Origin of the sequence: Streptomyces uncialis, from assembly GCF_001905345.1 — a bacterium.
Classification (GTDB): Bacteria; Actinomycetota; Actinomycetes; order Streptomycetales; family Streptomycetaceae; genus Streptomyces; species Streptomyces uncialis.
The window spans coordinates 20,229-43,531 of record NZ_LFBV01000012.1 but is presented as its reverse complement, the minus strand read 5'-3'; the positions used below and the strand labels follow the sequence as shown (position 1 = coordinate 43,531).

Here is a 23,303-nt window from a genome sequence, read left to right as displayed (position 1 = left end):
TCGAGGGGGTACGAGGCTTGGTGGCGGCGCGCGCTTGTTCGCCCGTAGCGGAGGGAACCGGTACACCCCGCATGGACTGTCAGTACGTGCGGGTAAGACATCCCTAGTGGGGAGGGGCGACACGCACGGCCCGGCGGTCTCACGTTCGCCATCGGCGTACTGATGGCGGGGGTATCTGCCTGGCCTGCGGGAACATCGTCTCGCACCATCGGGTTGGAGCACATGTCGGCGTTCGCGGTCAGGAGGCCACGCACGGGTGTCGGCAGTTGGAATGAGCGGTCCCCGCTTGCGGGACTAAGCTGCGGAAGGACAGGGAGGGGACCGACCCCTTTCACTGCCTGACCGCTCTGAGGAGCGATTAACGATGTTCGAGAGGTTCACCGACCGCGCGCGGCGGGTTGTCGTCCTGGCTCAGGAAGAGGCCCGGATGCTCAACCACAACTACATCGGCACTGAGCACATCCTCCTGGGCCTGATCCATGAGGGTGAGGGTGTCGCCGCTAAGGCCCTGGAGAGCCTCGGGATTTCTCTTGAGGCGGTCCGTCAGCAGGTGGAGGAGATCATCGGTCAGGGCCAGCAGGCCCCGTCCGGTCACATCCCCTTCACCCCCCGTGCCAAGAAGGTCCTGGAGCTTTCGCTCCGCGAGGCCCTTCAGCTGGGCCACAACTACATCGGCACGGAGCACATCCTGCTCGGCCTGATCCGTGAGGGCGAGGGCGTCGCCGCCCAGGTCCTGGTCAAGCTGGGGGCAGACCTCAACCGGGTCCGCCAGCAGGTCATCCAGTTGCTGTCCGGCTACCAGAACAAGGAGACCGCCACAGCCGGCGGTCCCGCCGAGGGCACGCCCTCGACCTCCCTTGTGCTGGACCAGTTCGGCCGCAACCTCACGCAGGCCGCCCGTGAATCCAAGCTCGACCCGGTCATCGGGCGCGAGAAGGAGATCGAGCGGGTCATGCAGGTGCTGTCCCGCCGTACCAAGAACAACCCGGTCCTCATCGGCGAGCCCGGCGTCGGCAAGACCGCCGTCGTCGAGGGCCTCGCGCAGGCCATCGTCAAGGGCGAGGTGCCCGAGACCCTGAAGGACAAGCACCTCTACACCCTCGACCTCGGCGCGCTGGTCGCCGGTTCCCGCTACCGCGGTGACTTCGAGGAGCGCCTGAAGAAGGTCCTCAAGGAGATCCGCACCCGCGGCGACATCATCCTGTTCATCGACGAGCTGCACACGCTCGTCGGCGCGGGTGCCGCCGAAGGCGCGATCGACGCCGCGAGCATCCTCAAGCCGATGCTCGCGCGTGGTGAGCTCCAGACCATCGGTGCCACCACCCTCGACGAGTACCGCAAGCACCTGGAGAAGGACGCGGCCCTTGAGCGCCGCTTCCAGCCCATCCAGGTCGCCGAACCGTCGCTGCCGCACACCATCGAGATCCTCAAGGGTCTGCGCGACCGCTACGAGGCCCACCACCGCGTCTCCATCACCGATGAGGCCCTCGTCCAGGCCGCCACGCTGGCCGACCGCTACATCTCGGACCGCTTCCTGCCGGACAAGGCGATCGACCTGATCGACGAGGCCGGTTCCCGGATGCGCATCCGCCGGATGACCGCGCCGCCGGACCTCCGCGAGTTCGACGAGAAGATCGCCGGTGTCCGCCGGGACAAGGAGTCCGCGATCGACTCGCAGGACTTCGAGAAGGCCGCCTCCCTGCGCGACAAGGAGAAGCAGCTCCTCGCCGGGAAGGCCAAGCGGGAGAAGGAGTGGAAGGCCGGCGACATGGACGTCGTCGCCGAGGTCGACGGCGAGCTGATCGCCGAGGTCCTCGCGACCGCCACCGGCATCCCGGTCTTCAAGCTGACCGAGGAGGAGTCGAGCCGTCTGCTGCGCATGGAGGACGAGCTCCACAAGCGGGTCATCGGCCAGAAGGACGCCATCAAGGCGCTCTCGCAGGCGATCCGGCGTACGCGCGCGGGTCTGAAGGACCCCAAGCGTCCCGGTGGATCGTTCATCTTCGCGGGACCGTCCGGCGTCGGCAAGACCGAGCTGTCGAAGACCCTCGCCGAGTTCCTCTTCGGTGACGAGGACGCGCTGATCTCCCTCGACATGTCGGAGTTCAGCGAGAAGCACACGGTCTCGCGGCTCTTCGGCTCGCCCCCCGGTTACGTCGGCTACGAAGAGGGCGGCCAGCTCACCGAGAAGGTGCGCCGCAAGCCGTTCTCCGTCGTCCTGTTCGACGAGGTCGAGAAGGCCCACCCCGACATCTTCAACTCCCTGCTCCAGATCCTGGAGGACGGTCGGCTGACCGACTCCCAGGGCCGGGTCGTGGACTTCAAGAACACGGTCATCATCATGACGACCAACCTCGGGACCCGGGACATCTCCAAGGGCTTCAACCTGGGCTTCGCCGCCCAGGGTGACGTCAAGACCAACTACGACCGGATGAAGGCCAAGGTCAACGACGAGCTGAAGCAGCACTTCCGCCCGGAGTTCCTGAACCGTGTCGACGACACGGTGGTCTTCCACCAGCTCACCGAGGAAGACATCATCCAGATCGTCGACCTCATGATCGACAAGGTGGACGAGCGGCTGAAGGACCGGGACATGGGCCTGGAGCTCAGCCCGAACGCCAAGTCGCTGCTGGCCAAGCGCGGCTACGACCCCGTCCTGGGTGCCCGGCCGCTGCGCCGGACCATCCAGCGGGAGATCGAGGACATCCTCTCCGAGAAGATCCTCTTCGGTGAGCTGCGCCCCGGTCACATCGTGGTCGTCGACACGGAGGGCGAGGGCGAGAGCAAGGCCTTCACCTTCCGCGGCGAGGAGAAGGCCGCGCTGCCGGACGCCCCGCCGATCGAGCAGGCGACAGGCGGGGGCGCGGGCCCCAACCTGAGCAAGGAAGCGTGACGCCCACGCGCTGAGCGCATGTGGCGAAAGGGGCTGTCCCCGGACCTTCAGGGTCCGGGGACAGCCCCTTTTCCGGTGTTCGGGTGGGTGTCAGGACCTGGATTCCTGGATCACTTCAAGGGATTCAGGGAGCCTGTCGAGTCCGAGCAGCGGCACATCGGCAGGCCCCATCGGATGAATGGTCAACAGGCTGAGACGCGGGAATCGGTCGGGGAACGCCGAAACGTCGATGGGCCCCGTCGGCCCTGCCACGAGCAGTACCAGGTCGGTGAGTTCGGGCAGGGTGAGCGTTTCCGCCATGGTGGGGAGTTGCCTCGCGTCCACACCGAGTTCAGTGAGGCACGGGATCTTCTCCAATTCCCGCCAGTCGTCCGAGGACACGGTGGAGTTGAGGTGCCAAAGACTCAGCCTCTCCAGTTCGTCCAACGACTGGAGCAACTTCCAGGGGGGCCGCGTGCGCGCCGGTGTGTCGAAGGTCAGTTCCTTCGGCCGATAACGGGATACGTACTCCGCGATCACGCTCGGTTCGATGGCGCCCCACAGTTGCACCAGCGGGCGTCCGCCGAGTTCTCCCAGGGCGCGTAGTTCCGCCTCGTTGCTCACCGAGATGAAGAGTCCCTCAGGGTCGAGCTCCGCGATGACCTCTTCGGCGTATCGGGCCGTGTCGAAGCGGAACCAGGACCAGGCGAGTTGGGAGCGCACGGAAAGGTACGGGGTGTCGGCGTAGCGGGCGAGGAAGGGAATCGCTGCGTCGGACTGCACTCGGGTGGCGGTGATGACCGCCATGCGGGATTCGTGCTCGCCGTATTCGCCGGGACCGGGCAGCAGATCGAGGACGAGCGGGCCCACGGTGGCTAGTTCCCGGGCGGCTCCCGGATTCGGTGGCGGAATCAGCGCGTTCACCCGTTCCGCGACCCGTGCGCGGACCGCCGGGTCGAGTTCCGTCGCGTGTTCCAGACAGGCGCCGGACATCAGATGGACCCGGTTGCGTTCCCGGCCCTCGGGCAGCGCGTCACCCGCGCTCAGCATTCCGTCCAGGAGTTCCGCGCGTTCCCTCGGGCGGGCGTGGGCGATCGCCATCCGGATGACGTCCTCCCACTGGTCGTCGGCGGCATGGCCGGTCAGCAGTCCGATGTCCCACGCCTCCACGGCCGCCCGCGCGCCCAGATAGTCCTGGAAGGTGCGGTGCACGAAGGTCACCGCGCCGGGGGAGGGCTCCAGCAGCAGACCGCTGCGCAGCAGCAGATGGGCGAAGACGGTCCGGGCGTCCCCGATCGCCGCCGCCTCGGGCATCGCGGGCAGCGCCTCACCGATGACGGCCTCGGCGCGGTCGCGGTCCATCTCGGTGCGGCCGTTGCGGATCAGCCAGTACGCGAGCCGCTGGAGCAGCTGTGTCTGCGGTTCCTGCCGCAGCTCGGCACCGGTGCCGCCGGGGATGTCCCGCTCCCGGTCCCGCCGGGACAGCAGCATCGCCAGGGCCGCCTCGTACAACTCCCGGCGGCCGTGCGGGAGATAGCCGTGCCGGTCACGGTGGAGGGCGCAGATCAGGCCGCACATCAGCGGGTTGGTGGCGAGCCGGCCGAGGTCGGGTTTGGTGCGCACGGCGGTGAGCAGCTGCCGCTCGTACCCGTCCAGGAGCGCGAGATGAGGTTCGGCGGCGCCGGAGCGGGCCGCCGAGTGCCAGCGGTGGATGAACGAGGCCACATCGGCCGCGTTCATGGGGGAGAGCGTGAGTTCCGCGAAGCCGTCGTCCGCGAGCCAGCGTTCCCGGACGGCGGACGGGCGTGAGGTGACCAGCCAGCGGTTGCCGGGGTACGCGGCGATCAGATCGGCGAGCCAGGTGCGGGCACGGTCGCGTTCGGGGGCGGGGACCTCGTCGATGCCGTCGACCAGGACCAGCCCGCGTCCGGCGGTCAGCACATGGTCGGCCCAGCCGTCGGGCTGCGCCCCGGCCAGCGGGGAACCGGCGGCTTCCAGGAAGCGCTCGGGGCCGGGCAGACGTTCGCCGTGCCGGGTCAGGGTCCGCAGCGGCAGGACGAACGGGATCAGGCCGTGCAGATGGCCGAGGGGCCCGTCGGGAGCCGCGCGGGTCGCGGAGACGGCGAGCCACTGGACGAGCGTCGTCTTGCCGGAGCCCGCGACGCCCCGCAGCAGGACCCGGGGGTGGAGGGCGAGAACCTGGTCGGCGAGGTGGGTGGTGGTGTGCGCCGGGACGAACCGGCCGGGGGACTCCTCCGTACCCGGCCCGCCGGTCCCGGGCCGTGTACCGCGCGTCGGGTGCTCGTCCGCCTCCTCGGTGTACATGAGGCTCAGATACGCCACGTCCAGCGGCCAGACGCCCGGGGTGGACGTCAGATCGATGCCGTAGATGGTGAGCTTGCCGTGCTTGGCGGCGAGCTGGGCGCGGTAGCGGCGTTCGAAGGAGGCGCGCCGGGCGTCGGGGCGGGGCGCGCGGGTGATCAGCTCGTCCAGCTTGGCGATCATCTCGCTCTGGGCGCGGCTCTGGTCGACCAGGGTGCGGGCCACGAACGTGGAGCGCTGGGTGAAGAACTGGAGGATGTGCAGGGACGCCCATTCCACGGCCGAGGTGAGGAACACCGAGGCGTCGGCGGAGAGTTCATGGTCCGGGGCGGGCCCGTCGGCGGCGGCGCGCGCGTAGAGGGTGCGGGCCAGTTCGCGGTGTCCGAGGCGTACGGCCTGGACGTCGTCCATGTCGAGGTCGCCGAGGGCGCACAGGGTCCGGGTGAGGGCGTCCACGACGGCGTTCTCCTCGTCGGCGGGGAACGGCCGCTCGCCCGGCGAGGCGACCGCGCCCCGGACCAGCCGCAGGGCGAGGCCCCGCACCTGGGTGGGGGTGAGGGTGCGCCGCTCGCCCCGGAGGGAGAAGTACGAGGAGAGCCGGACCGGGCGGTCGACCAGTCCCGCGCCGGGACCCTCCCGGACGAAGAGCTGCCTGATCAGAGGCGCGATCGCGCTGGACGCGAGGCGCACCCCCAGTACCGATGGATCCATCCGGTCTCCCCCCGAAGTCCGTGCCGTGCGATGCCGTGCCGTGCCGTGTCATGCCCTGCGCTGCGCTGCGCTGCCCTGGGACGCCGTGCCGTGCGCCGCCGTGCGGTCATCCCGCTGTCGCCGTGACGGAGAGGAGCGGTCCCGTGCGACACGGGTGGCGGGTGGGGCGGGGAGCTGTGCCCTGGGTCACCCCTGAACCCCTGAACCGCCCCTTCCCGAGCCGGAAATGAGTCGCACGGTGCCCCTCGGAACGGCTCTCCGAGGGTAGCCCGGGTCACATTCACAGGGTGCTGGATCTTGCTGCCCGGTGACATGGGGCACAGGCGTTTTGTCCGGTACTAGATGGAATAGTGGATTGCTGTCCCGGGGGCCGGGGACGGGTCACCCGCAGGGCGCCGGGCGGTCACGGGGCGTCGGAGGGCGCCCGCCCCCAGGGGCCTCGGAGGCCCGTCGAATCGGTGACCTCCCGCCTCAAACCCAGGTTTTCGCGCCATTTTGCCCCGATATGAAACCCAGGGTGAACGCTGTCAAGACCCTCGCGATGTGACGTTTATGTACGACTTCGCCTAGTAGTGGGGGGGTTTGAACCCGGGCCCCGTGGCGGGTTACCAAGGTATGGCCAGCCCGGCAGGTATGCGGGTCGGCCAGCCCGGCAGATACGCCGACGTACTCCGGGTCTCTCGTGCCCCATCCGGAGCCAGCGCGCCCCACGGCCCGTGCCACTCGCCCAGTCGAGCGTCACAGCGGTCAAGCGCGGCTCACAGCCGGACGGGCACTTCCCCCCAAGCCCGGAGGTTTGCATGTCCAAGTTCGCCACGTCCCTCATGTCCGGTTCGTCCCTGCTTCGCACCCGGACGATCGCTGTCGCCGCGGGCGTCGGAGTCTCGGCCGCGCTGGGTGCCGGGGTCGCGGCGGCTGCGACCCCCGGTCAGTCGGTGACCGCGATGCCGTCCACCGTCGCCGAGTCCGTCAAGGGCCAGGCCGCCGCCCAGGCGAAGGCCGCGAAGGCCACCGCCGCCAAGGCCACGGCCGCCGCGGAGAAGAAGAAGGCCGTCTCGGTCAAGCCCGTCGCCGCGAAGAAGAGCACCGGCTGGGTCAAGCCCGTCAGCTCCTACGCGCTGTCCGCGGGCTACGCCCAGGCCGGCGGTATGTGGGCCAGCAAGCACTCCGGCCAGGACTTCGCCATCCCGACCGGCACCCCCGTGATGTCCGTCAGCGGCGGCACCGTCGTCAAGGCGGGCCCCAACGGTGGCGGTGACGGTCCCGCGTACGGCAACGCGGTCGTCGTGAAGCACACCAACGGCAAGTACTCGCAGTACGCGCACCTGTCGAAGGTCAACGTCTCGGTCGGCCAGAAGGTCAACGCGGGTACGGTCATCGCCCTGTCCGGCAACACCGGAAACTCCAGCGGCCCGCACCTGCACTTCGAGATCCGCACCACCCCGAACTACGGCTCGTCCGTGAACCCGGCCGCCTACCTCAGCAGCATGGGCGTCAAGTTCTGATCGGCTGACGCCGACATCCGACACGGATGTGTTCACCCCCGGTCATCGCGTTCCGCGCGATGACCGGGGGTCCGTGCGTTCCGGGGCGGTACACCTACGGTCACCCTCCGGCGCGGGTCGCTCCCCGGGCCCGGGCCACCCTCGGGCACGGGTCACTCCCCGGACACAGGCCGTACCGGCCGTACAGGCCGTACCGGCCGTACAGGTCGTACAGGTCGTACGGGTCACCCTCCGAGCACAGGCCGTACCGGCCGTACAGGTCATTTCTTCGGGAAGGGGAGGACCGGGAAGCTGCCCGTGCTGGTCGGGGCGTGTTCCGGGAGCCACAGCACCGCCACCGCGCCCTCCGCGGGCACCTCGGGGGACGAGCCCGGTGGCCGGACGTTGCGGAAGGTGAGCCGTGCCCCGAGCACCCGGGCCTGACCCGCGGCGATGGTCAGCCCCAGACCGTGGCCATGACCGGCGCGGTCGCTGCTGCCGGTGCGGAACCGGCTGGGGCCCTCGTCCAGCAGCTCCTCGGGGAACCCGGGGCCGTGGTCACGGACCCGCAGCACCCGGCCCTCCACGGTGACCTCGACCGGGGTCCTGCCGTGTTTGGCGGCGTTCGCGAGGAGGTTGCCGAGTATGCGTTCCAGTCGGCGCGGATCGGTGGTGACCTCCGACTCATGGACGACGTCCACCCGTATGCCGCTGTCCCGGACGGCGACACGGCGGCTCACGAACTCACCGAGCAGGATGTCGTGCAGCTCGGCCCGCTCGGTGGCGCTGTCCAGCCGCGCGACCTCCAGGACGTCCTCCACGAGGGTGCGCATCGCCTGGGCGCGGTCCTTCACCAGTTCGCTGGGGCGGCCCGGGGGCAGCAGCTCGGCCGCCGTGAGCAGTCCGGTGACGGGGGTGCGCAGCTCGTGCGCGATATCGGCGGTGACCCGGCGTTCGGCCTCCAGCCGCTGGCGCAGCGCGTCCGCCATCGCGTCCACGGACCGCGCGAGGTCGTCGGTCTCGTCGCGGACGACGCCGCCGATGGCCTCGCCCACCCGTACGCCGGTGTGCCCCTGGGCGACCTGTCCGGCCGCCGCGGCGGCCTTGCGCAGCCGGCGGGACAGCTGTCCCCCTATGAGCACGCCCAGGGCGCAGCCGCCGAACACCACCGCGATCGATCCGATGATCAGCGCCTGGTCGAGATCCTTCATGATGGTCGCGCTGCGGTCGCGGAACGGGCTGTGCAGCGACAGCACCCGGCCGTCCTTCAGCGGCACGGCCGCCCAGATGTCGGGGGTGCTGGCCTCGTCGTCCTCGGCGACATAGGTCGCCCGGCGTCCCTCGGCGGTCTTCTCCCGGAGCTCGCCGGGGATGTTCGGGTCGTCGACCTTGGCGCCGAACTGGAGCCGCCCGGTGCCCTCGTAGATCCGCTGGGCGAACTGGGCGCGTTCGTCCTGGAGGTCACGGGCGTTGTCCAGCATCGACACCCGGGCGGCGTTGTGCACGACCAGGCTCAGGGCGAGAGCCACGAGCGCGCCCACCAGCGCGATGGCGGCGCTGAGCTTCCACCGCAGGCCGGTCCGCAGGCTGAGCCCGCGCAGCTTCCCCCACATCGTCCGGCTCATGCCCTCAGTTTGTAGCCGAAGCCGCGGACCGTCTCGATACGGTCCTGGCCGATCTTCGCGCGCAGCCGCTGCACATGGACGTCGACCACCCGGGTGTCACCGCCCCAGCCGTAGTCCCAGACCCGCTCCAGCAGTTTGTCGCGGGACAGCACGGTGCCGGGCGCGGCGGAGAACTCCAGCAGCAGCCGCATCTCGGTCGGGGTGAGTCCGACCGGCTTTCCCCCGCGGCGGACCTCCATCCCGATGGTGTCGATCTCCAGATCGCCGAAGCTCAGCACCCCGTCACCGGCGGGTTCCGCGGAGCCGGTGGGGGCCGGGGCGCCCGGCCCGGTGCCGCTGGCGTGGCCGAAGCGGCGCAGCACCGCGCGGATACGGGCGACCAGCACCGCCCCGTCGAACGGCTTGGTGACGTAGTCGTCGGCGCCCGCCTCCAGCCCGAGGACGACATCGATGGAGTCGGCACGGGCGGACAGCATGATCACGGGGACGGTCGACTCGTCACGGATACGGCGGCACAGGCTCACCCCGTCCAGGCCGGGCACCATCACGTCGAGCAGCGCGATGTCGGGCCGTCTCGCGCGGAACGCGTCGAGGCCCGACAGCCCGTCGGGCATCGCGGTGACCACGAAGCCGTCACGTTCCAGCGCGAGCTGGGTGGCCTCGCGGATGACGTCGTCGTCCTCCACGAAGAGGACGTGGGTCTGCTCTGCCATCCGAATCCGTATCCGTCGCTCTCAGTTGTCCGGCGGAGCGGCGGTGGTACCGGCCGCCGCGTTGCCGTAGTCGTTGTGGGTGCGGGCCCGTTCCGTGAAGGCGTCGGCGGCGGTGGCCCACCGGTATGTGACGACGTCCTCGCCGGAGGGGAAGGCGACCGGGTCCTTGTCGGCGTACACCTGCTGGGTCACGACCAGGTCCCCGCGGTCGATCTCGGCATACACCGGGGGCTCCTCGGACCGGAAGACGTTCTCGTACGCGCTGCCCTGGGGACGGTACACGTAGGAGCCGAGACCGACGGCGTCCTCGCAGCTCAGGACGTTGACGACCACATCCGTGGAGGTGACGCCGGTGAGGCTTCCGTAGATCACGTCGACGGGGTACTCGTCCCCGGTGCAGGGACGCAGACCGTCCTTGACCGCGGCGCTGACCTCGGGGTCGTCCAGGAGCAGACGCACCGCGTTGACGCGCTTGGGGGCGGGGGACGGGGTGGGTGAGGGGGTGGTCTGGCTGACGGTGTCCGTGCGGGCGGGGCCCTCGTCACGGGTGCCGGTGCCACCGGTGGAACAGGAGGCGACGAAAACGCCGAGGGCGGCGAGCACGGCTGCCGCCGTACTCCCCGCCTGCCAGCTGAGGGTTCCGCCCCTACCGTCCGCCGCCCCGGCCGCGGTGTCCGCTGTGTCCGTACGGGCCGGGGGCGGTCCGCCGGGCGGCCCCAAGTCCGCCACCGGCGTGCGGTGTTCGCCGGACGGGGGGCCCGAGTGCGGGCCCGCGCCGGTCGTGGGCGGGGTGGATCTGGTGTGCCGGGCGGCCCTCCAAGCCGCCCCGACCCGGGTCCCTACGCCGCGCAACGCTCCCGCTCCTCACGTTCGAGCGCGCGTGCGTCCAGGTCCCGGCTCTCCAACTCCTGCCGGAGCCGTGCGAGTGCCCGGTGCAGCGTGCTCTTGACCGTACCGGCCGACATGCCGAGGGCGGCGGCCGTCTCCTCCGTGGACATCTGCTCCCAGTGTCGCAGCACGACGACACTGCGTTGCTTCGGAGCGAGCACCTTCATGATGTCCATCAGCAGGGCGCGGTCGGCGTGCTGTTCGGTGGAGTCCTCGACACAGGGCTCCGGGAGCTGCTCGGTGGGCACTTCCTCCAGCTTGCGGGCGCGCCACCACTCCGTCCGCGTATTGATCATCACGCGGCGCAGATACGCGTCGGCCAGCCGCTTGTCCGCTATGCCGTCCCAGCGGCCGTACGTGCGCACCAGCGCGGTCTGGAGCAGGTCCTGGGCCTCCACCGGGTCGGGAACCAGCCGTCGGGCACTGCGCAGCAGGGCGTCCTGCCGTGTGCGGACGTACTCCTCGAATTCGAGCACCTCTCCCTGCGCCATGTCCCCGTCGCCTCCGATCCGGCCCCCCGGCCGCCGTCTTCCCGTGTGTGCCTCACCGGCACAGAACTGAAGGTACGGAGCAGTTGTCACGGCACTGTGCGGGCCAGCACGCGGGGGACGCACGGCTGTCCGTCGGTTGTGTAACAGATATAGGAAAGGGGTAGGGCCGCTGGAATTTAAGCCGGGTTTGGGGCGATTGGTCGCGCCGTCGAGGTGACGGACGGGGCGTCACCGGATGTACGGGGAGGGACACGCGTGACGTACCGGGGACGTGCGGAGGGCCAGGGGTGATCACCGCCGGGGGCGTACGGGGCGCGTCCGACGGTGGCACCGGGACGCGCGCCGGGGCGCGTCATGGGTGCGCGGGGTGCCGGTGCGTGGGTGCGTGGGTGCCTGGGCGTCCGGATGTCCGGGGTGGCCGGGCTGCCGGATGTCCGGGCTGGCCGGCTGCCCAGGGGCCGGGGGAGTCGGGGGAGTCGGGCCAGGCGCGGGGTGGGCGTGGGCCGGACATGGGGCGGCCCCGGTGGGTGGGCCACCGGGGCCGTCGTCGTGCGGTGGTGACGGGGCGTCAGGAGTGCGGGAGCCGGTACAGGCCGCCCGCCAGCGGCTCCACCAGGCCGTCCGAGACGAGTCCGTCGAGCGCGCGGGCCCGCTGCACCGGTTCGTCCCACACCCGGTTCAGCACCGTCTGCGGCACCGGGGCCGTGGCCTCCCGCAGCACCGCGAGCAGCTTGCCCCGCACCTGCCGGTCCGTCCCCGCGTACGTCTGCGCGCGCCGGGGCGGTCCCTGGTGCTCGGGCTTGCCCGCCAGCCGCCACGCGCACAGCGACGCGATCGGGCAGCGGTCGCAGCGCTCGCCCCGGGCCGTGCACAGCAGCGCGCCCAGCTCCATCGACGCGGCGGCCCACCGGGCGGCGGTGCTCTCCTCGTCGGGCAGCAGCGCGCGGGCGAGCTTGCGTTCGGCGGCGGTCGTCGCGTTCGGCGGGTACTGCGTCCCGGCCACCGCGCGGGCGATGACCCGGCGCACATTGGTGTCGAGGACGGCGTGCCGCTGTCCGTACGCGAACGACGCCACGGCGGCGGCCGTGTACTCACCGATCCCGGGCAGCGCGAGGAGCTGGGCGTGCTCGGCGGGCACATCGCCGCCGTGCCGCTCCGTTATGGCCGTCGCCGCGCCGTGCAGGCGCAGCGCGCGGCGCGGGTAGCCGAGCCGGCCCCACGCGCGGACCGCCTCACCGGAGGGTTCCTTGGCCAGATCGGCGGGGCGCGGCCAGCGGGCCAGCCACTGCTCGTAGACGGGCAGCACCCGGCTGACCGGGGTCTGCTGGAGCATGAACTCGCTGACCATCACACCCCAGGGGCCCGCCTCGGGGCGCCGCCACGGCAGGTCGCGCGCGTGGTCCTCGAACCACGAGATCACGGGTTCGTGCAGGGCGGGAAGGGAAGGGAGGGCCTCGGCGGCACGGGGTTCGGGGGTACGGGGCGTGGGCTTCGTCGGCACAGTCATGGCACGGGCGATCCTCCCACGGGTGTGCGGGCCGAGGGGGGCATGACGCCGAGCGAGGGCGGGTCGGGGCCCGCCCATGACGGCGGCCGGACGGCCTGGCGGGCGGCTGGGCGCCCGGGCGGGGCGGGCGTCCACGGGTCCGCGGCGGGGTGCCCGGGGCGGGGTTCGCGGCCGTGGCCCGGGGCCGGGTTCGCGGGCGGGGTGTCCGTGGGTGGGCGGGTCCGCGACGGGGTTCCGGCCGGTCGGGGCCCGGGCGAGGCGGGTGCCGGGCCGGGGCCGGGGCGGAAAGGGGTGACGATCGGCAGGGGTGGCGGGCGGGTGCGGGGCGGTAGCGTCGCGCGGCGGGCTGTCAGTGGGGGGTGGCACCTTGGAGGGGGACGGGAAGCGGGGAAGGGGTCGGGGCGGTATGAGCGCGGATGGGCCGGGCGCGCCGGGCCGGGCGTGGCGGGTACGGGACATGGGGCGGGTACGGGACGCGGGGTGGGCGGCGGTCGGGCTGTGGGCGGTACTCGCCGTCCCCGTGCTGGTGGCCGACCCGCTCGGGTTCGACGAACCGCGCCCCTGGTGGCAGCAGACCGGCGCGCTCGTCGTGCTGGCCGTGGCCGCCGTGCTGCGCCGGGCCCGTCCGGTGACCGCGTTCCTGCTGGTGGCGTCGCTGTCCGTCGCAGCCGCCGCCCCGGCCCTCCTCACGGCCGCCTTCGGGCCCTCGCTGGCGGCGTTCGCGCTGCTCATGGGCTTGTGGGCGGACCGTACCGGGCCCGCGCTCGCCGCCTTCGGCGCGCTGCTGGCCCTCGGGGGCGCCAGGATCGCGGTACGGAACGTCGACCCGGTGACCGAGGCCCTCGTACTCGTCGCCGCCCTGCTGTTCGTCGTGGTCCTCCCCTGGCTCGGCGGGCGGAACCGGCGGCAGGGCCGGGCACTCGCCGAGGCCGGATGGGCCCGCGCGCAGCAGCTCGAACGGGAGCAGCGCATCGTCGCGGACCGCGCGCGGCTGCGTGAGCGGGCCCGGATCGCACAGGACATGCACGACTCGCTGGGGCACGAGCTGAGCCTGATCGCGCTGCGCGCGGGAGCGCTCCAGGTCGCGCGGGACCTCCCGCCCCGGCACCGCGCGGCCACCGCCGAGCTGCGGTCGGCCGCCGCGGAGGCCACCGACCGGCTGCACGCCATCATCGGCGTGCTCCGCGAGCCGGACGAACCCCTGCCGCTGACCCCCGTGCCCACCGACAGCGTCGCGTCCCTGGTCCGCCGCGCCGCGGCCTCGGGCATGCCCGTACGGATGGTGGACGCGGTGCCGGACCCGGAGCCGCCGCCGGGGGTTACGGGGGTTACGGCGGCTCCGGGGGCTCCGGTCGGACCGGCGGTTCGGGGTGAGGACGGTGTTCCGCGCGCGTACGGGGCTGCGCGGAGACATCCCCGAACCCCCGGCGAGGAAGCCGGTGCTCCGCGCGCGTACGGGTCCGCGGGCGAGGGACCCGATGTCCCGTCGCCGCTCGCGGAGCAGGTCGCCCGCGGTGTCGTCCAGGAAGCACTCACCAACGCCGCCAAACACGCCCCGGGCGCGCCCGTGACGGTGTGTGCCGTGCGGGACCCGCTGGGCACGACCGTCACCGTCGTCAGCGGTCCGCCCCGGGACGCGCCCGTCACGGTCCCGGGCGGCTTTGGGCTGCCCGGCCTGCGCGCGCGGGTCACCGCGCTCGGCGGCACCTTCGAGGCGGGCCGCCACGGTACGGACTTCCGGGTCCACGCCCGCATACCGGGACACCCGGCTCCCGGCCCGACCCCTGAACCGACTCCCGGCCCGAACGTCGAACCGGCCTCGGGCCCGGTCGGCGCGGCCCGGTCCCCCGCAGGTGCGGTGACCGCGTCCGTCCGCCCGCCCCGTCGTACGCTGCCCGCCGTCGTCGCCGTACCGGCCGCCGGGGCCGTGTTCCTGGGCGGCGCGCTCGCCTGGTACGCCTACGCCGAGGCCCGCACCGTCCTCGCCCCTTCCGTGTACGCCGGTCTGCGCCCGGGGACCACCCTGGACGCGCTGCGCGCCGAACTGCCGGAGCGGGCCGTGCCCGACCCGCCGCGGGACCGGGCGCCCGCCGTTCCCGCCGGGGCCGACGAGTGCCGCTACTACCGCGCCGACGGGGAACTCTTCACCACCGTCCCCTACTTCAGGCTCTGCTTCGACGGGGACGGCGTACTGATCGCGAAGGACGTGGTGCCGAGGGCCACGACCGGACGCGCCGGGCCCGCCCCGGACCACGGCGCCCGGCTGCCGGGCGCGTCATCAGGAGGTGTGCGGTGAACAGGCCGATCCGGGTACTTCTCGCCGACGACGAGGCGATGATCCGCGCGGGGGTCCGGGCGATCCTCGCCGCCGACGACGGCATCGCGGTCGTCGCGGAGGCGGGGGACGGCCATGAGGCGGTCCGGCTGACGCAGGCGCACCGGCCCGATGTGGTGCTCCTCGACATCCGTATGCCGCGGCTCGACGGCCTCGCCGCCGCCGAGGAGATCCTGCGGACCGTGCCGGGTACGGCCGTCGCGATGCTCACGACGTTCTCCGAGGACGCGTACGTCGCCCGTGCCCTGGGCGGCGGGGCCACCGGATTCCTGCTGAAGTCCGGTGACCCCGACGAACTCATCGCGGGGGTACGGGCGGTGGCGGACGGTGCCGCCTTCCTCTCGCCGAAGGTCGCCCGTCATGTCATCGACAACCTCGGCGCGGAACGGCTCGGCCGCGCCACGGCCGCCCGCACCCGTACCGGCACCCTCACCCCGAGGGAACGCGAGGTGCTCGCCCTCGTCGGCGCGGGGCTGTCCAACCCGGAGATAGCCCGTCGGCTGCACCTCGTGGAGGGCACGGTGAAGGCGTATGTGAGCGCCATCCTGGACCGGCTATCCGTCAGGAACCGCGTACAGGCGGCGATCGTGGCGTACGAGGCGGGTCTGACGGCGAAGGACGGGGCGGCGGCACCGGGGCGTGGCGTTCGGTGACGCGGTGAGGTGGTGAAGCCCGGCCCGGGCCCTGACTTCTGGGCTCCGGCCGGACTCAGCCACGGGTGCGTCGCCCACGGGTGCGCTGCCCACGCCGGTGCCGTCCGGCGCTGAGCACCCGCGTCGCGGGGCCGGTGCCCGCCCGGACGGCCAGCAGTCCGACGGCCGCGCCGAGCAGCAGCCCGACCGCCACATCATGCGGAAAGTGCACGCCCACGAAGACCCGGGAGAACGCCAGCAGCAGGGCCAGCGGGACCGTGAGCCAGACCATGGCCCGCCAGGCCAGGGCCACCGTCACCGCCGACGCGCCCGCGATCGTCGCGTGATTGCTGGGGAACGACCAGTCACCCGCCTCCGGGCACTCCACCAGCGGCGCGACCGCGCCCGCCACCGTCCGGCAGGGCCGGTCCTGGTCGAAGAACGTCTTCAGGACCTCACTGACCACATAGGCGACGGCCGTCGCGACCGGCGCGAGGCAGGCCACCGCCACCGCACGCGGATCACCCCCGCGGACCCGCCACCAGGCGGCCACGAACAGCAGTCCGAAGACGAGGATTCCCGCCTCCGTGCCTATTTCCGCGGTGAGTTGGAGCCAAGAGGGGGAGTCCCGTGCGAAGGAGGTGATGTCCCGGTACCACTCGTCATCGGCATACGTCATGGTCACGGACCGTACGGAACGGCCCCCAACGGTCACACCCCGCAGTCGTCAGCTCCCGGACCTGACGAAAGACAGGGGTACGAAGGGCGCTGACGGACCGTCTCCGGGATGATGATCCGGAAAAGTTGCCTCAGGGGCGGCGGGTGGGGCGGGAGAAGAGGCCGATCTCTCGTACAGTTGCCGCCGTGGGATCTCTGCGCAATCCGATCGGGCCGCTTCCCTCCAGCATCTACTGGCGGCGGAGGGGCCTTCTGCTGATCATGGCCGCCCTGCTGGCGCTGCTCGTCGTGTGGATCGTGAGCTCACGCGGAGGTGACGGCGGCGGCGGGGACGACGCGGACGGCTCCAACAGCAAGAACCCCGTGGAGTCCATCACGCCCGGTCCCTCCGGGTCCGGCCCCGCGATCAGCGAGAAGCCGGGCGGCCGGGACGAGTCCGAGGGCAGCACGGAGGGCTCCGGCGGCTCGGGTTCCGCGGGCTCCGGAACGGGTGGCGGCTCAGGGGGCACGGAAGGCACTGGCGGTACGGGCTCCCCGTCCGCGACCGGCACCGGCGATCCGGCCGACTCCGGTGACACGGGTGGCACGGGCGGCAACGGCGGTCCCGCGAACGGCGGTACGGCCACGGGCGGCCGGCTGCCCGCCGGATCGAACCTGCCCAACTGCGCCCCGACATCGATGCGGTTGACGCTGCGCAGCGTCCAGAACACCTACGAGCCCGGCCAGACCCCGAAGCTCGAACTCGTCGCGCAGAACTCCTCGGCGTCCGACTGCAAGCTCGACCTCGGGCCCGAGCGGGCCGTGGTGACGATCACCCAGTCGGGCAGCGACAAGGACATCTGGGCCTCCGACCACTGCCCCGACCGCTCCGCGAACGTGCTGGTGCGGGTGCCCGCCGACGGCCGGACGACCCACACCTTCCCGTGGGACCGCGAGCAGAGCGCCCCGAAGTGCGCGACGCCCCCGGCCGGGGACGTCTCCCCCGGTACCTATCTGGTCGAGGCGAAGACCCCGGGCCTGCCGACCGCCCGCACCTCGTTCGTCCTGACACGGGACTGACGGCCGGGACCGGCGGACCGGGCGGGCCTGACAGTCCGGGACCGTCGGAACGGGGCCGTCGGCCGGGCCGACGGAACGGGACCGGCCGTGAGATCGGCCGGGAACCGACATCGCGGCTCCGGGCGCCTCTGGGGCCCGCCCGGGGCGGGGATACGCCTGGGCGGGACGGAAAGTGGCGGGAACCCGCCTCGCGGGCCGTACGCCACTCTTCCGGCAAAGCGCCCATACGGTGCCGAACCGCCGCCCGCCGAACCGTCAGTCGACCGACCGCCGAACCGCCGACGCCCGACCGTCGTCCGCCGAACCGCCGACGCCCGACCGTCGTCCGCCGAACCGCCCGGCGGCCGAACCCGGCGGCCGAACCCGGCGGCCGAACCCGGCGGCCGAACCCGGCGGCCGAACCCGGCGGCCGAACCCGGCGGCCGAACCCGGCGGCCGAACCCGGCGGCCGAACCCGGCGGCCGAACCCGGCGGCCGAACCTGACGGCCGACCAGCCCGGAGCGCCCGCCGAACCACGCGCCCACCGAACCACGCGCCCGCCCGAACCGGTCAGACGTAGCGTTCGAGGATCGACGACTCCGCGAGGCGGGACAGGCCCTCGCGGACGCTGCGGGCACGGGCCTCGCCCACCCCGTCGACCGCCTGAAGATCGTCCACGCTCGCGGCCAGCAGCTTCTGGAGTCCGCCGAAGTGCTCGACCAGCCGGTCGATGATCGCGCCGGGCAGCCGGGGCACCTTCGCCAGCAGCCGGAAGCCGCGCGGCGAGACCGCCGAGTCCAGCGCCTCCGGTGAACCGGTGTAGCCCAGCGCACGCGCCACCGTGGAGAGTTCGAGCAGCTCGGCGTGGGTCAGCGCGTCCAGCTCGGACAGCGCCTCGTCCACCGTGCGGGAACGCTTCGCCGTGGGCTCGGGCACATAGTCCCGGACCACCAGCTCGCGCTCGGGCTCCACGCCCGCGATCAGCTCGTCCAGCTGGAGGGCGAGGAGACGGCCGTCCGTCCCCAGCTCCACCACGTACTCGGCGATCTCCGTGGCGATCCGGCGCACCATCTCCAGCCGCTGCGCGACCGCGCTGACGTCGCGGACCGTCACCAGGTCCTCGATCTCCAGCGCCGACAGGGTGCCCGCGACCTCGTCGAGGCGCAGCTTGTACCGCTCCAGCGTCGCCAGGGCCTGGTTCGCCCGGGACAGGATCGCCGCCGAGTCCTCCAGGACCCGCCGCTGACCGCCGACGTACAGCGCGATCAGCCGCATCGACTGCGACACCGACACCACCGGGAAACCGACCTGCTTGCTGACCCGGTCCGCCGTGCGGTGCCGGGTGCCCGTCTCCTCGGTGGGGATCGTCGGATCGGGGACGAGCTGCACGCCCGCCCGCACGATCTTGGTGATGTCCTTGTCGATGATGATGCCGCCGTCGAGCTTGCACAGCTCACGCAGACGGGTCGCGGTGAACTCGACGTCCAGCACGAAGCCGCCCGAGCACATCGCCTCGACGCTCTTGTCGGAACCGAGGACGATCAGCCCTCCGGTATTGCCCCGGAGGATGCGCTCCAGGCCGTCCCGCAGGGCCGTGCCCGGCGCGACCGCGCTCAGCGCGGCCCGCATCAGTCCCTCGGCACCGGAGCTCCCGCCGGACTTTCCGGGAGCCGCTGCCCGGTCGTTGGCTGCCACTGCTCTCCTCCGGTCGCGGTTCTGGGGGGTGCCCGGTGCTCGTTTCGTACGGACGGGCGAGACCGGGGCAAAGTCTACCGGCGCTCCTCCCGCTCCCGTGGGGCCTCCGTACGACGGCTCCTCGGCAGCACCCGCAGAGCATCTCCCATGTCCGCGACTTCCGTGACCCGCATTCCCGCCGGGACCTTCCCCGGGTCGGCCGGAACCAGCGCGTGGGTGAAGCCCAGCCGGTGCGCCTCGGACAGTCTGCGCTGCACCCCGGTGACCCTTCTGACCTCGCCCGCGAGCCCCACCTCACCGATCGCCACGAGATTCTTGGGCAGCGGGGTGTCACTGGCCGCGCTCGCCAGGGCGAGCGCGACCGCGAGGTCGGCGGCGGGCTCCGAGAGCCGCACCCCGCCGACCGTCGCCGAGTAGATGTCCCGCTTGCCCAGCGCGGTGATCCGGCCCCGCTGCTCCAGCACCGCGAGCATCATCGACACCCGGGAGGTCTCCAGCCCCGAGGTCGTCCGGCGCGGGGACGGGATCTGCGAGTCCACGGTCAGCGCCTGCACCTCCACGACCAGCGGCCGGCGGCCCTCCAGAGTGACCGTCAGACAGGTGCCGGGCACCGGCTCGGCCCGCCGGGTGAGGAACAGGCCCGACGGGTCGGTCAGCCCGGTGATGCCCTCGTCGTGCAGCTCGAAGCAGCCCACCTCGTCGGTGGTGCCGTAGCGGTTCTTGACGCCGCGCACCAGACGCAGCCGGGCGTGCCGGTCGCCCTCGAAGCTCAGCACCACGTCCACCAGGTGCTCCAGCAGGCGGGGGCCCGCGATGGCGCCGTCCTTGGTGACATGGCCGACCAGCAGGGTCGACATCCCGCGTTCCTTGGACGCCCGGATCAGCGCGCCCGCGACCTCCCTGACCTGCGCCATACCGCCGGGCGCGCCGTCGACCTCGGGCGACGCCACCGTCTGCACCGAGTCCAGGATCAGCAGGGACGGCTTCACCGCGTCCAGATGACCGAGGACGGCCGAGAGATCGGTCTCCGCCGCGAGATACAGATGGTCGTCGATCGCCTTGATCCGGTCGGCCCGCAGCCGCACCTGGCTCGCGGACTCCTCACCGGTCACGTACAGGGTGCGGTGCTCGTCGCTCGCGGACTTCGCCGCCACGTCCAGCAGCAGCGTCGACTTGCCCACCCCGGGCTCACCGGCGAGCAGGACCACCGCGCCCGGGACCAGCCCGCCGCCCAGCACCCGGTCCAGCTCGGGCACACCGGTGCTCCGGGCGGTGGCCGTACGGACGTCCACCTGGCCGATGGGCACCGCCGACGTGGTGACCCGGCCCGGGGCCGTCGTCCGCACGGCGGGCGCGCCGTACTCCTCGACCGTGCCCCACGCCTGGCACTCGCCGCAGCGGCCGAGCCACTTGACCGTCTGCCAGCCGCACTCGGTGCAGCGGTAGGACGGACGGTCCTTCGCGGTTTTCGTACGGGCAGCCATGCACCGAACCGTAACCGCAACCGCTGACATCGCGTGCCGCCCCGCCTCCCGCCTGTGGACAACCCGTGCCGGGGCCGGCGGCGAACCCGTCCCGGGAGCACCGGCGGGCCGCGCTCGGGGCAACGCGCGTACGGGTTCCTGTCCCCAATTCGAGGGATCTGCTCACCCGAAGGGGTTAAAAGCCCTCAAGGTGACGGAACGGGGATTCCCGGGCGCCTACGGTCGCGAGGATGACGAGCAGCAGGACGCAACGCAGCAGCCGCGCGACCGGAGCACACCGGGCACACCGCGCGGAACCCCAGCGGACCACCCACCCCACCGTGGTCCAGCACCCGCCCGCCCCGCACCCGCCCGCCCGCTACGAGCCACACCTCGACGGCTTGTTCACCTACTGCCTGTCGGTGCTGTGCGACCACGACGCCGCCACCGCCGCCCTCGGTGATGTGCTCGCCCTCGCGCGGCGGCGCGCGAACCGCGCCCCCGCCGCCGAGAGCGACCACAGGCCGTGGCTCTACGCGCTCGCGCGCTGGGCCTGTCTGCGGCGTCTCGCGGAGAGCAAGAAGAAACGTCAAAGCAGCCATGCGCGGGGCCGTTCCCGGACCCCCTCCGCCCCGGGCGCGCCGCCCGGTCCTGACGCGCGCGGCGAGGGGGTCCCGGGAACGGAGGAACGCGGCGAGGGCGACCGGGGGGCGGAGGACGACAGGGCCGCGGGGGTCCGCCGCCGGGAACTCGCGCAGCTCGCCTGGCCCGAGGCCGCCGGGACCTCCCCCGAGCAGCGCGAGGCCCTGGAACTGGCCGTGCGCCACCGGCTCGCCGTCCACGAGGTCGGCGCGGTCCTCGGTCTGTCCCTCGCCCGGGCCCGTGACCTGCTGGCGTCCGCCGCCTGCGAGGTCGAACGCACCCGCACCGCGCTCGCGGTCGTGGAGAGCGGCACCTGTACCGGTGTCGCCCGGCTGATGACCGGCGACGAGGTGCTGCTCGGCACGACGCTGCGGGGCGAACTCGTCCGGCACGTCGACGACTGTCCGCGCTGCCGCCGCACCGCCGAACGGGCCGGGCCCGGTGCCTGGCCCGGCACCTCCATCAGCCCCTCGCAGCTTCCGCTGATCGTGGCGCCGCGCGCCGCCGTCCGTACGGCCATGGCCCACGCGCCCCGCGCGCGGGGCACCACCGCGCCCCGGTTCGACCGCCGGGGCTTCCCGCTGGACCCCAAGGACCGCGCGGCCCGCCGGGACCGTCTGCGTACGCGGGCCGTCACCACCACGGTGGTCGCGACGGTCGTCGCCGCGCCCGTCATCGCCCTGTGGGCCGCCTACCGGGGCGCCCCGGTGTTCGGGGGCGACGCCCGTCCCGTCACGGCCAGCGAGGCCGGGGACAACGCCGGGTCGGGGGACGAGCGCGCGCCCGACACCTACCCGAACACGGGGAACGCCGGGAACGCCCGTAGCGACGACGATCCGCGGCACGGCCCCGGCGGCGGGAAGGGCCGGATGTCCGCCGAGGTCATCAGCCCCGGCGGGGCGGCCGACGGCGGCGGCCGGCTCGGTGTCGCCGTCTTCCCCCGCGACGGCGCCACATTCATCGCCCTCACCGCCGCCCGGGGCGCACCGGTGCACTGGACCGCGACCCCGCACGCCCCCTGGCTCCACCTCAGCCGTACGTCCGGAACCCTGGCCCCGGGCGACACGTTCACCCTTCAGGTCCGCGTCGATACCCGCACCGAGCCGAGCGGACCCTGGCAGGCGCGTATCTCCATCGGCCCGTCCGGCGCGGTGGTCCTCGTCCAGGGCTACGGGGACAGCGCGCCCGAGCCGCCTCGTACCCGTCCCACGACTCCCGTACGGCCCGCGGACCCCGGCCCCCCGGGCGGCGGCACCCCAGGCGGTCCCGGCACCCCGCCCGGTCCCGCCCCGACGCCCACCTCTCCGGGCACCCCACCGGGCCCGGGACCCGGCGACCCCGGCCCGGGGCCGTCGTCCACCCCGGGCGCCCCGTCGGAGCCCGGCCCCGGTTCCCCGTCCGGCCCACCGGACCCCGGCCCGACCGACCCGGGCACCCCGCCCCCGGCCAGCCCCCCGCCGGGCGATTCACCGGCCACCGGCTGACGGCCCGCCTTCGCTCGCGCGTCCGGGGGTCCCCACCTGGACGTACCTGTCCCTGTGCGGGTACGTCCGGGGGCGCGCAGTTCCCCGCGGGTCGCCTTCGCTCGCGCCCCCGAGGTCTGTCCGGGTGGGCGCACTCGTCCCCGTACCGTCGTTCGTGGGGTGCGCAGTTCCCCGCGCCCCTGGATGCTGCCCTCTTGCGGTCGCTCTTCGGGTGCGGGTCGCCCTCGTCTTCGCGCAGTTCCCCGCGCCCCTGGGTTTCCTGTGCTGGGCGTGCTTCGTTCCCGTGCGGGTACGTCCGTGGGTGCGCAGTTCCTCGCGCCCCTGAGGTGCTGCCCTCTTGCGGTCGCTTTTCGGGTGCGGGTCGCCCTCGTTTTTGCGCAGTTCCCCGCGCCCCTCTGGGGGCGCCCACCTGGGGCTGCTTTTCACCCTCCTCCTTGTGCAGTCGCATGGCTGCGGGAGGGGGTGGGCGGGAATCTCTGCTCGCAGACTCCGATGCTCTTCAGTAGCTCCGCTGGACGTCGTACCGAGCGTGTCGGATCGAGGACGGAGAATCCCGACCGGCCCCGACCCGAAGAACCGGCCGGATGCGCCCCAAAGGGGCGCGGGGAACTGCGCGAACCCACCGAGCGACGGCACAGGAACGAAGTGCGTCCCGCCGGACGGACCTGGGAAGCGCAAGCGAAGGCGACCCGCCGGACAGACCTACGAAGCCCAAGCGAAGG

The 23,303-nt window shown here is 72.7% G+C and carries 15 protein-coding genes; 6 read left to right on the top strand and 9 right to left on the bottom strand.

The window, feature by feature from the left end; translation table 11 throughout:
* The first annotated feature begins 364 nt into the window (after positions 1 to 364).
* Positions 365 to 2,893 (top strand): ATP-dependent Clp protease ATP-binding subunit, encoded by a 2,529-nt coding sequence (locus AB852_RS35380; protein ID WP_073795237.1) that lies wholly within the window; start codon positions 365 to 367, stop codon positions 2,891 to 2,893.
* Positions 2,894 to 2,983: 90 nt separating this feature from the next.
* On the opposite strand, the gene AB852_RS35375 is transcribed toward AB852_RS35380, so the two are convergent.
* The gene (locus tag AB852_RS35375) at positions 2,984 to 5,905 is read right to left on the bottom strand and encodes an NACHT domain-containing protein (protein ID WP_073795234.1); all 2,922 of its coding nucleotides are present in this window, start codon (positions 5,903 to 5,905) and stop codon (positions 2,984 to 2,986) included.
* Positions 5,906 to 6,705: 800 nt separating this feature from the next.
* Between AB852_RS35375 and AB852_RS35370 the strand changes: the two genes are divergently transcribed.
* Positions 6,706 to 7,410 carry a M23 family metallopeptidase gene (locus AB852_RS35370; RefSeq protein WP_073795231.1) on the top strand — a complete coding sequence of 235 codons (705 nt, stop codon included), beginning with the start codon at positions 6,706 to 6,708 and terminating at the stop codon, positions 7,408 to 7,410.
* Between the two features lie 260 nt (positions 7,411 to 7,670).
* Here the strand turns inward: AB852_RS35370 and cseC are convergent, their stop codons facing one another.
* From cseC to AB852_RS35345, 5 genes are all read right to left on the bottom strand, one after another.
* On the bottom strand, positions 7,671 to 9,014 hold the full coding sequence (cseC, locus tag AB852_RS35365) for a two-component system sensor histidine kinase CseC (protein WP_073795228.1): 1,344 nt from the start codon (positions 9,012 to 9,014) through the stop codon (positions 7,671 to 7,673).
* On the bottom strand, positions 9,011 to 9,727 hold the full coding sequence (gene cseB, locus AB852_RS35360) for a two-component system response regulator CseB (RefSeq protein ID WP_073795225.1): 717 nt from the start codon (positions 9,725 to 9,727) through the stop codon (positions 9,011 to 9,013). The genes cseC and cseB overlap by 4 nt, the downstream gene beginning before the upstream one ends.
* A gap of 21 nt (positions 9,728 to 9,748) precedes the next feature.
* Positions 9,749 to 10,447 (bottom strand): hypothetical protein, encoded by a 699-nt coding sequence (locus AB852_RS35355; RefSeq protein WP_079185186.1) that lies wholly within the window; start codon positions 10,445 to 10,447, stop codon positions 9,749 to 9,751.
* Between the two features lie 119 nt (positions 10,448 to 10,566).
* On the bottom strand, positions 10,567 to 11,106 hold the full coding sequence (locus AB852_RS35350; RefSeq protein ID WP_073795219.1) for a SigE family RNA polymerase sigma factor: 540 nt from the start codon (positions 11,104 to 11,106) through the stop codon (positions 10,567 to 10,569).
* A gap of 568 nt (positions 11,107 to 11,674) precedes the next feature.
* A complete protein-coding gene (locus tag AB852_RS35345; RefSeq protein ID WP_073795216.1) occupies positions 11,675 to 12,613 on the bottom strand; it encodes an HhH-GPD family protein in 939 nt (312 codons plus the stop codon).
* Positions 12,614 to 13,019: 406 nt separating this feature from the next.
* Here AB852_RS35345 and AB852_RS35340 point away from each other — a divergent pair, with 406 nt between their 5' ends.
* Positions 13,020 to 14,909 (top strand): ATP-binding protein, encoded by a 1,890-nt coding sequence (locus AB852_RS35340; protein WP_079185160.1) that lies wholly within the window; start codon positions 13,020 to 13,022, stop codon positions 14,907 to 14,909.
* Between the two features lie 38 nt (positions 14,910 to 14,947).
* On the top strand, positions 14,948 to 15,601 hold the full coding sequence (locus AB852_RS35335; RefSeq protein WP_073795575.1) for a response regulator: 654 nt from the start codon (positions 14,948 to 14,950) through the stop codon (positions 15,599 to 15,601).
* A gap of 55 nt (positions 15,602 to 15,656) precedes the next feature.
* Here AB852_RS35335 and AB852_RS35330 read toward each other — a convergent pair whose 3' ends face one another.
* Positions 15,657 to 16,259: a phosphatase PAP2 family protein gene (locus AB852_RS35330; RefSeq protein WP_073795211.1), complete on the bottom strand. Its 603-nt coding sequence runs from the start codon at positions 16,257 to 16,259 to the stop codon at positions 15,657 to 15,659.
* Between the two features lie 185 nt (positions 16,260 to 16,444).
* On the opposite strand from AB852_RS35330, the gene AB852_RS35325 reads away from it, so the two are divergent.
* On the top strand, positions 16,445 to 17,317 hold the full coding sequence (locus AB852_RS35325; protein ID WP_073795209.1) for a hypothetical protein: 873 nt from the start codon (positions 16,445 to 16,447) through the stop codon (positions 17,315 to 17,317).
* A 550-nt stretch (positions 17,318 to 17,867) separates the two neighbouring features.
* Here AB852_RS35325 and disA read toward each other — a convergent pair.
* Positions 17,868 to 18,992, bottom strand: coding sequence for a DNA integrity scanning diadenylate cyclase DisA (gene disA / locus AB852_RS35320; protein WP_073795206.1), 1,125 nt, complete (start codon positions 18,990 to 18,992; stop codon positions 17,868 to 17,870).
* Between the two features lie 74 nt (positions 18,993 to 19,066).
* Positions 19,067 to 20,476 carry a DNA repair protein RadA gene (gene radA, locus AB852_RS35315; protein ID WP_073795204.1) on the bottom strand — a complete coding sequence of 470 codons (1,410 nt, stop codon included), beginning with the start codon at positions 20,474 to 20,476 and terminating at the stop codon, positions 19,067 to 19,069.
* Positions 20,477 to 20,706: 230 nt separating this feature from the next.
* On the opposite strand from radA, the gene AB852_RS35310 reads away from it, so the two are divergent.
* Positions 20,707 to 22,581: a BACON domain-containing protein gene (locus tag AB852_RS35310; protein WP_073795192.1), complete on the top strand. Its 1,875-nt coding sequence runs from the start codon at positions 20,707 to 20,709 to the stop codon at positions 22,579 to 22,581.
* The last annotated feature ends 722 nt before the right edge of the window (positions 22,582 to 23,303 follow it).

Coding starts and splice junctions, on each gene's coding strand:
- AB852_RS35380 (WP_073795237.1), top strand. CDS start 365: ATGTTCGAGAGGTTCACCGACCGCGCGCGGCGGGTTGTCGTCCTGGCT.
- AB852_RS35375 (WP_073795234.1), bottom strand. CDS start 5,905: ATGGATCCATCGGTACTGGGGGTGCGCCTCGCGTCCAGCGCGATCGCG.
- AB852_RS35370 (WP_073795231.1), top strand. CDS start 6,706: ATGTCCAAGTTCGCCACGTCCCTCATGTCCGGTTCGTCCCTGCTTCGC.
- cseC (WP_073795228.1), bottom strand. CDS start 9,014: ATGAGCCGGACGATGTGGGGGAAGCTGCGCGGGCTCAGCCTGCGGACC.
- cseB (WP_073795225.1), bottom strand. CDS start 9,727: ATGGCAGAGCAGACCCACGTCCTCTTCGTGGAGGACGACGACGTCATC.
- AB852_RS35350 (WP_073795219.1), bottom strand. CDS start 11,106: ATGGCGCAGGGAGAGGTGCTCGAATTCGAGGAGTACGTCCGCACACGG.
- AB852_RS35345 (WP_073795216.1), bottom strand. CDS start 12,613: ATGACTGTGCCGACGAAGCCCACGCCCCGTACCCCCGAACCCCGTGCC.
- AB852_RS35340 (WP_079185160.1), top strand. CDS start 13,020: ATGAGCGCGGATGGGCCGGGCGCGCCGGGCCGGGCGTGGCGGGTACGG.
- AB852_RS35335 (WP_073795575.1), top strand. CDS start 14,948: ATGATCCGCGCGGGGGTCCGGGCGATCCTCGCCGCCGACGACGGCATC.
- AB852_RS35330 (WP_073795211.1), bottom strand. CDS start 16,259: ATGACGTATGCCGATGACGAGTGGTACCGGGACATCACCTCCTTCGCA.
- radA (WP_073795204.1), bottom strand. CDS start 20,476: ATGGCTGCCCGTACGAAAACCGCGAAGGACCGTCCGTCCTACCGCTGC.
- AB852_RS35310 (WP_073795192.1), top strand. CDS start 20,707: ATGACGAGCAGCAGGACGCAACGCAGCAGCCGCGCGACCGGAGCACAC.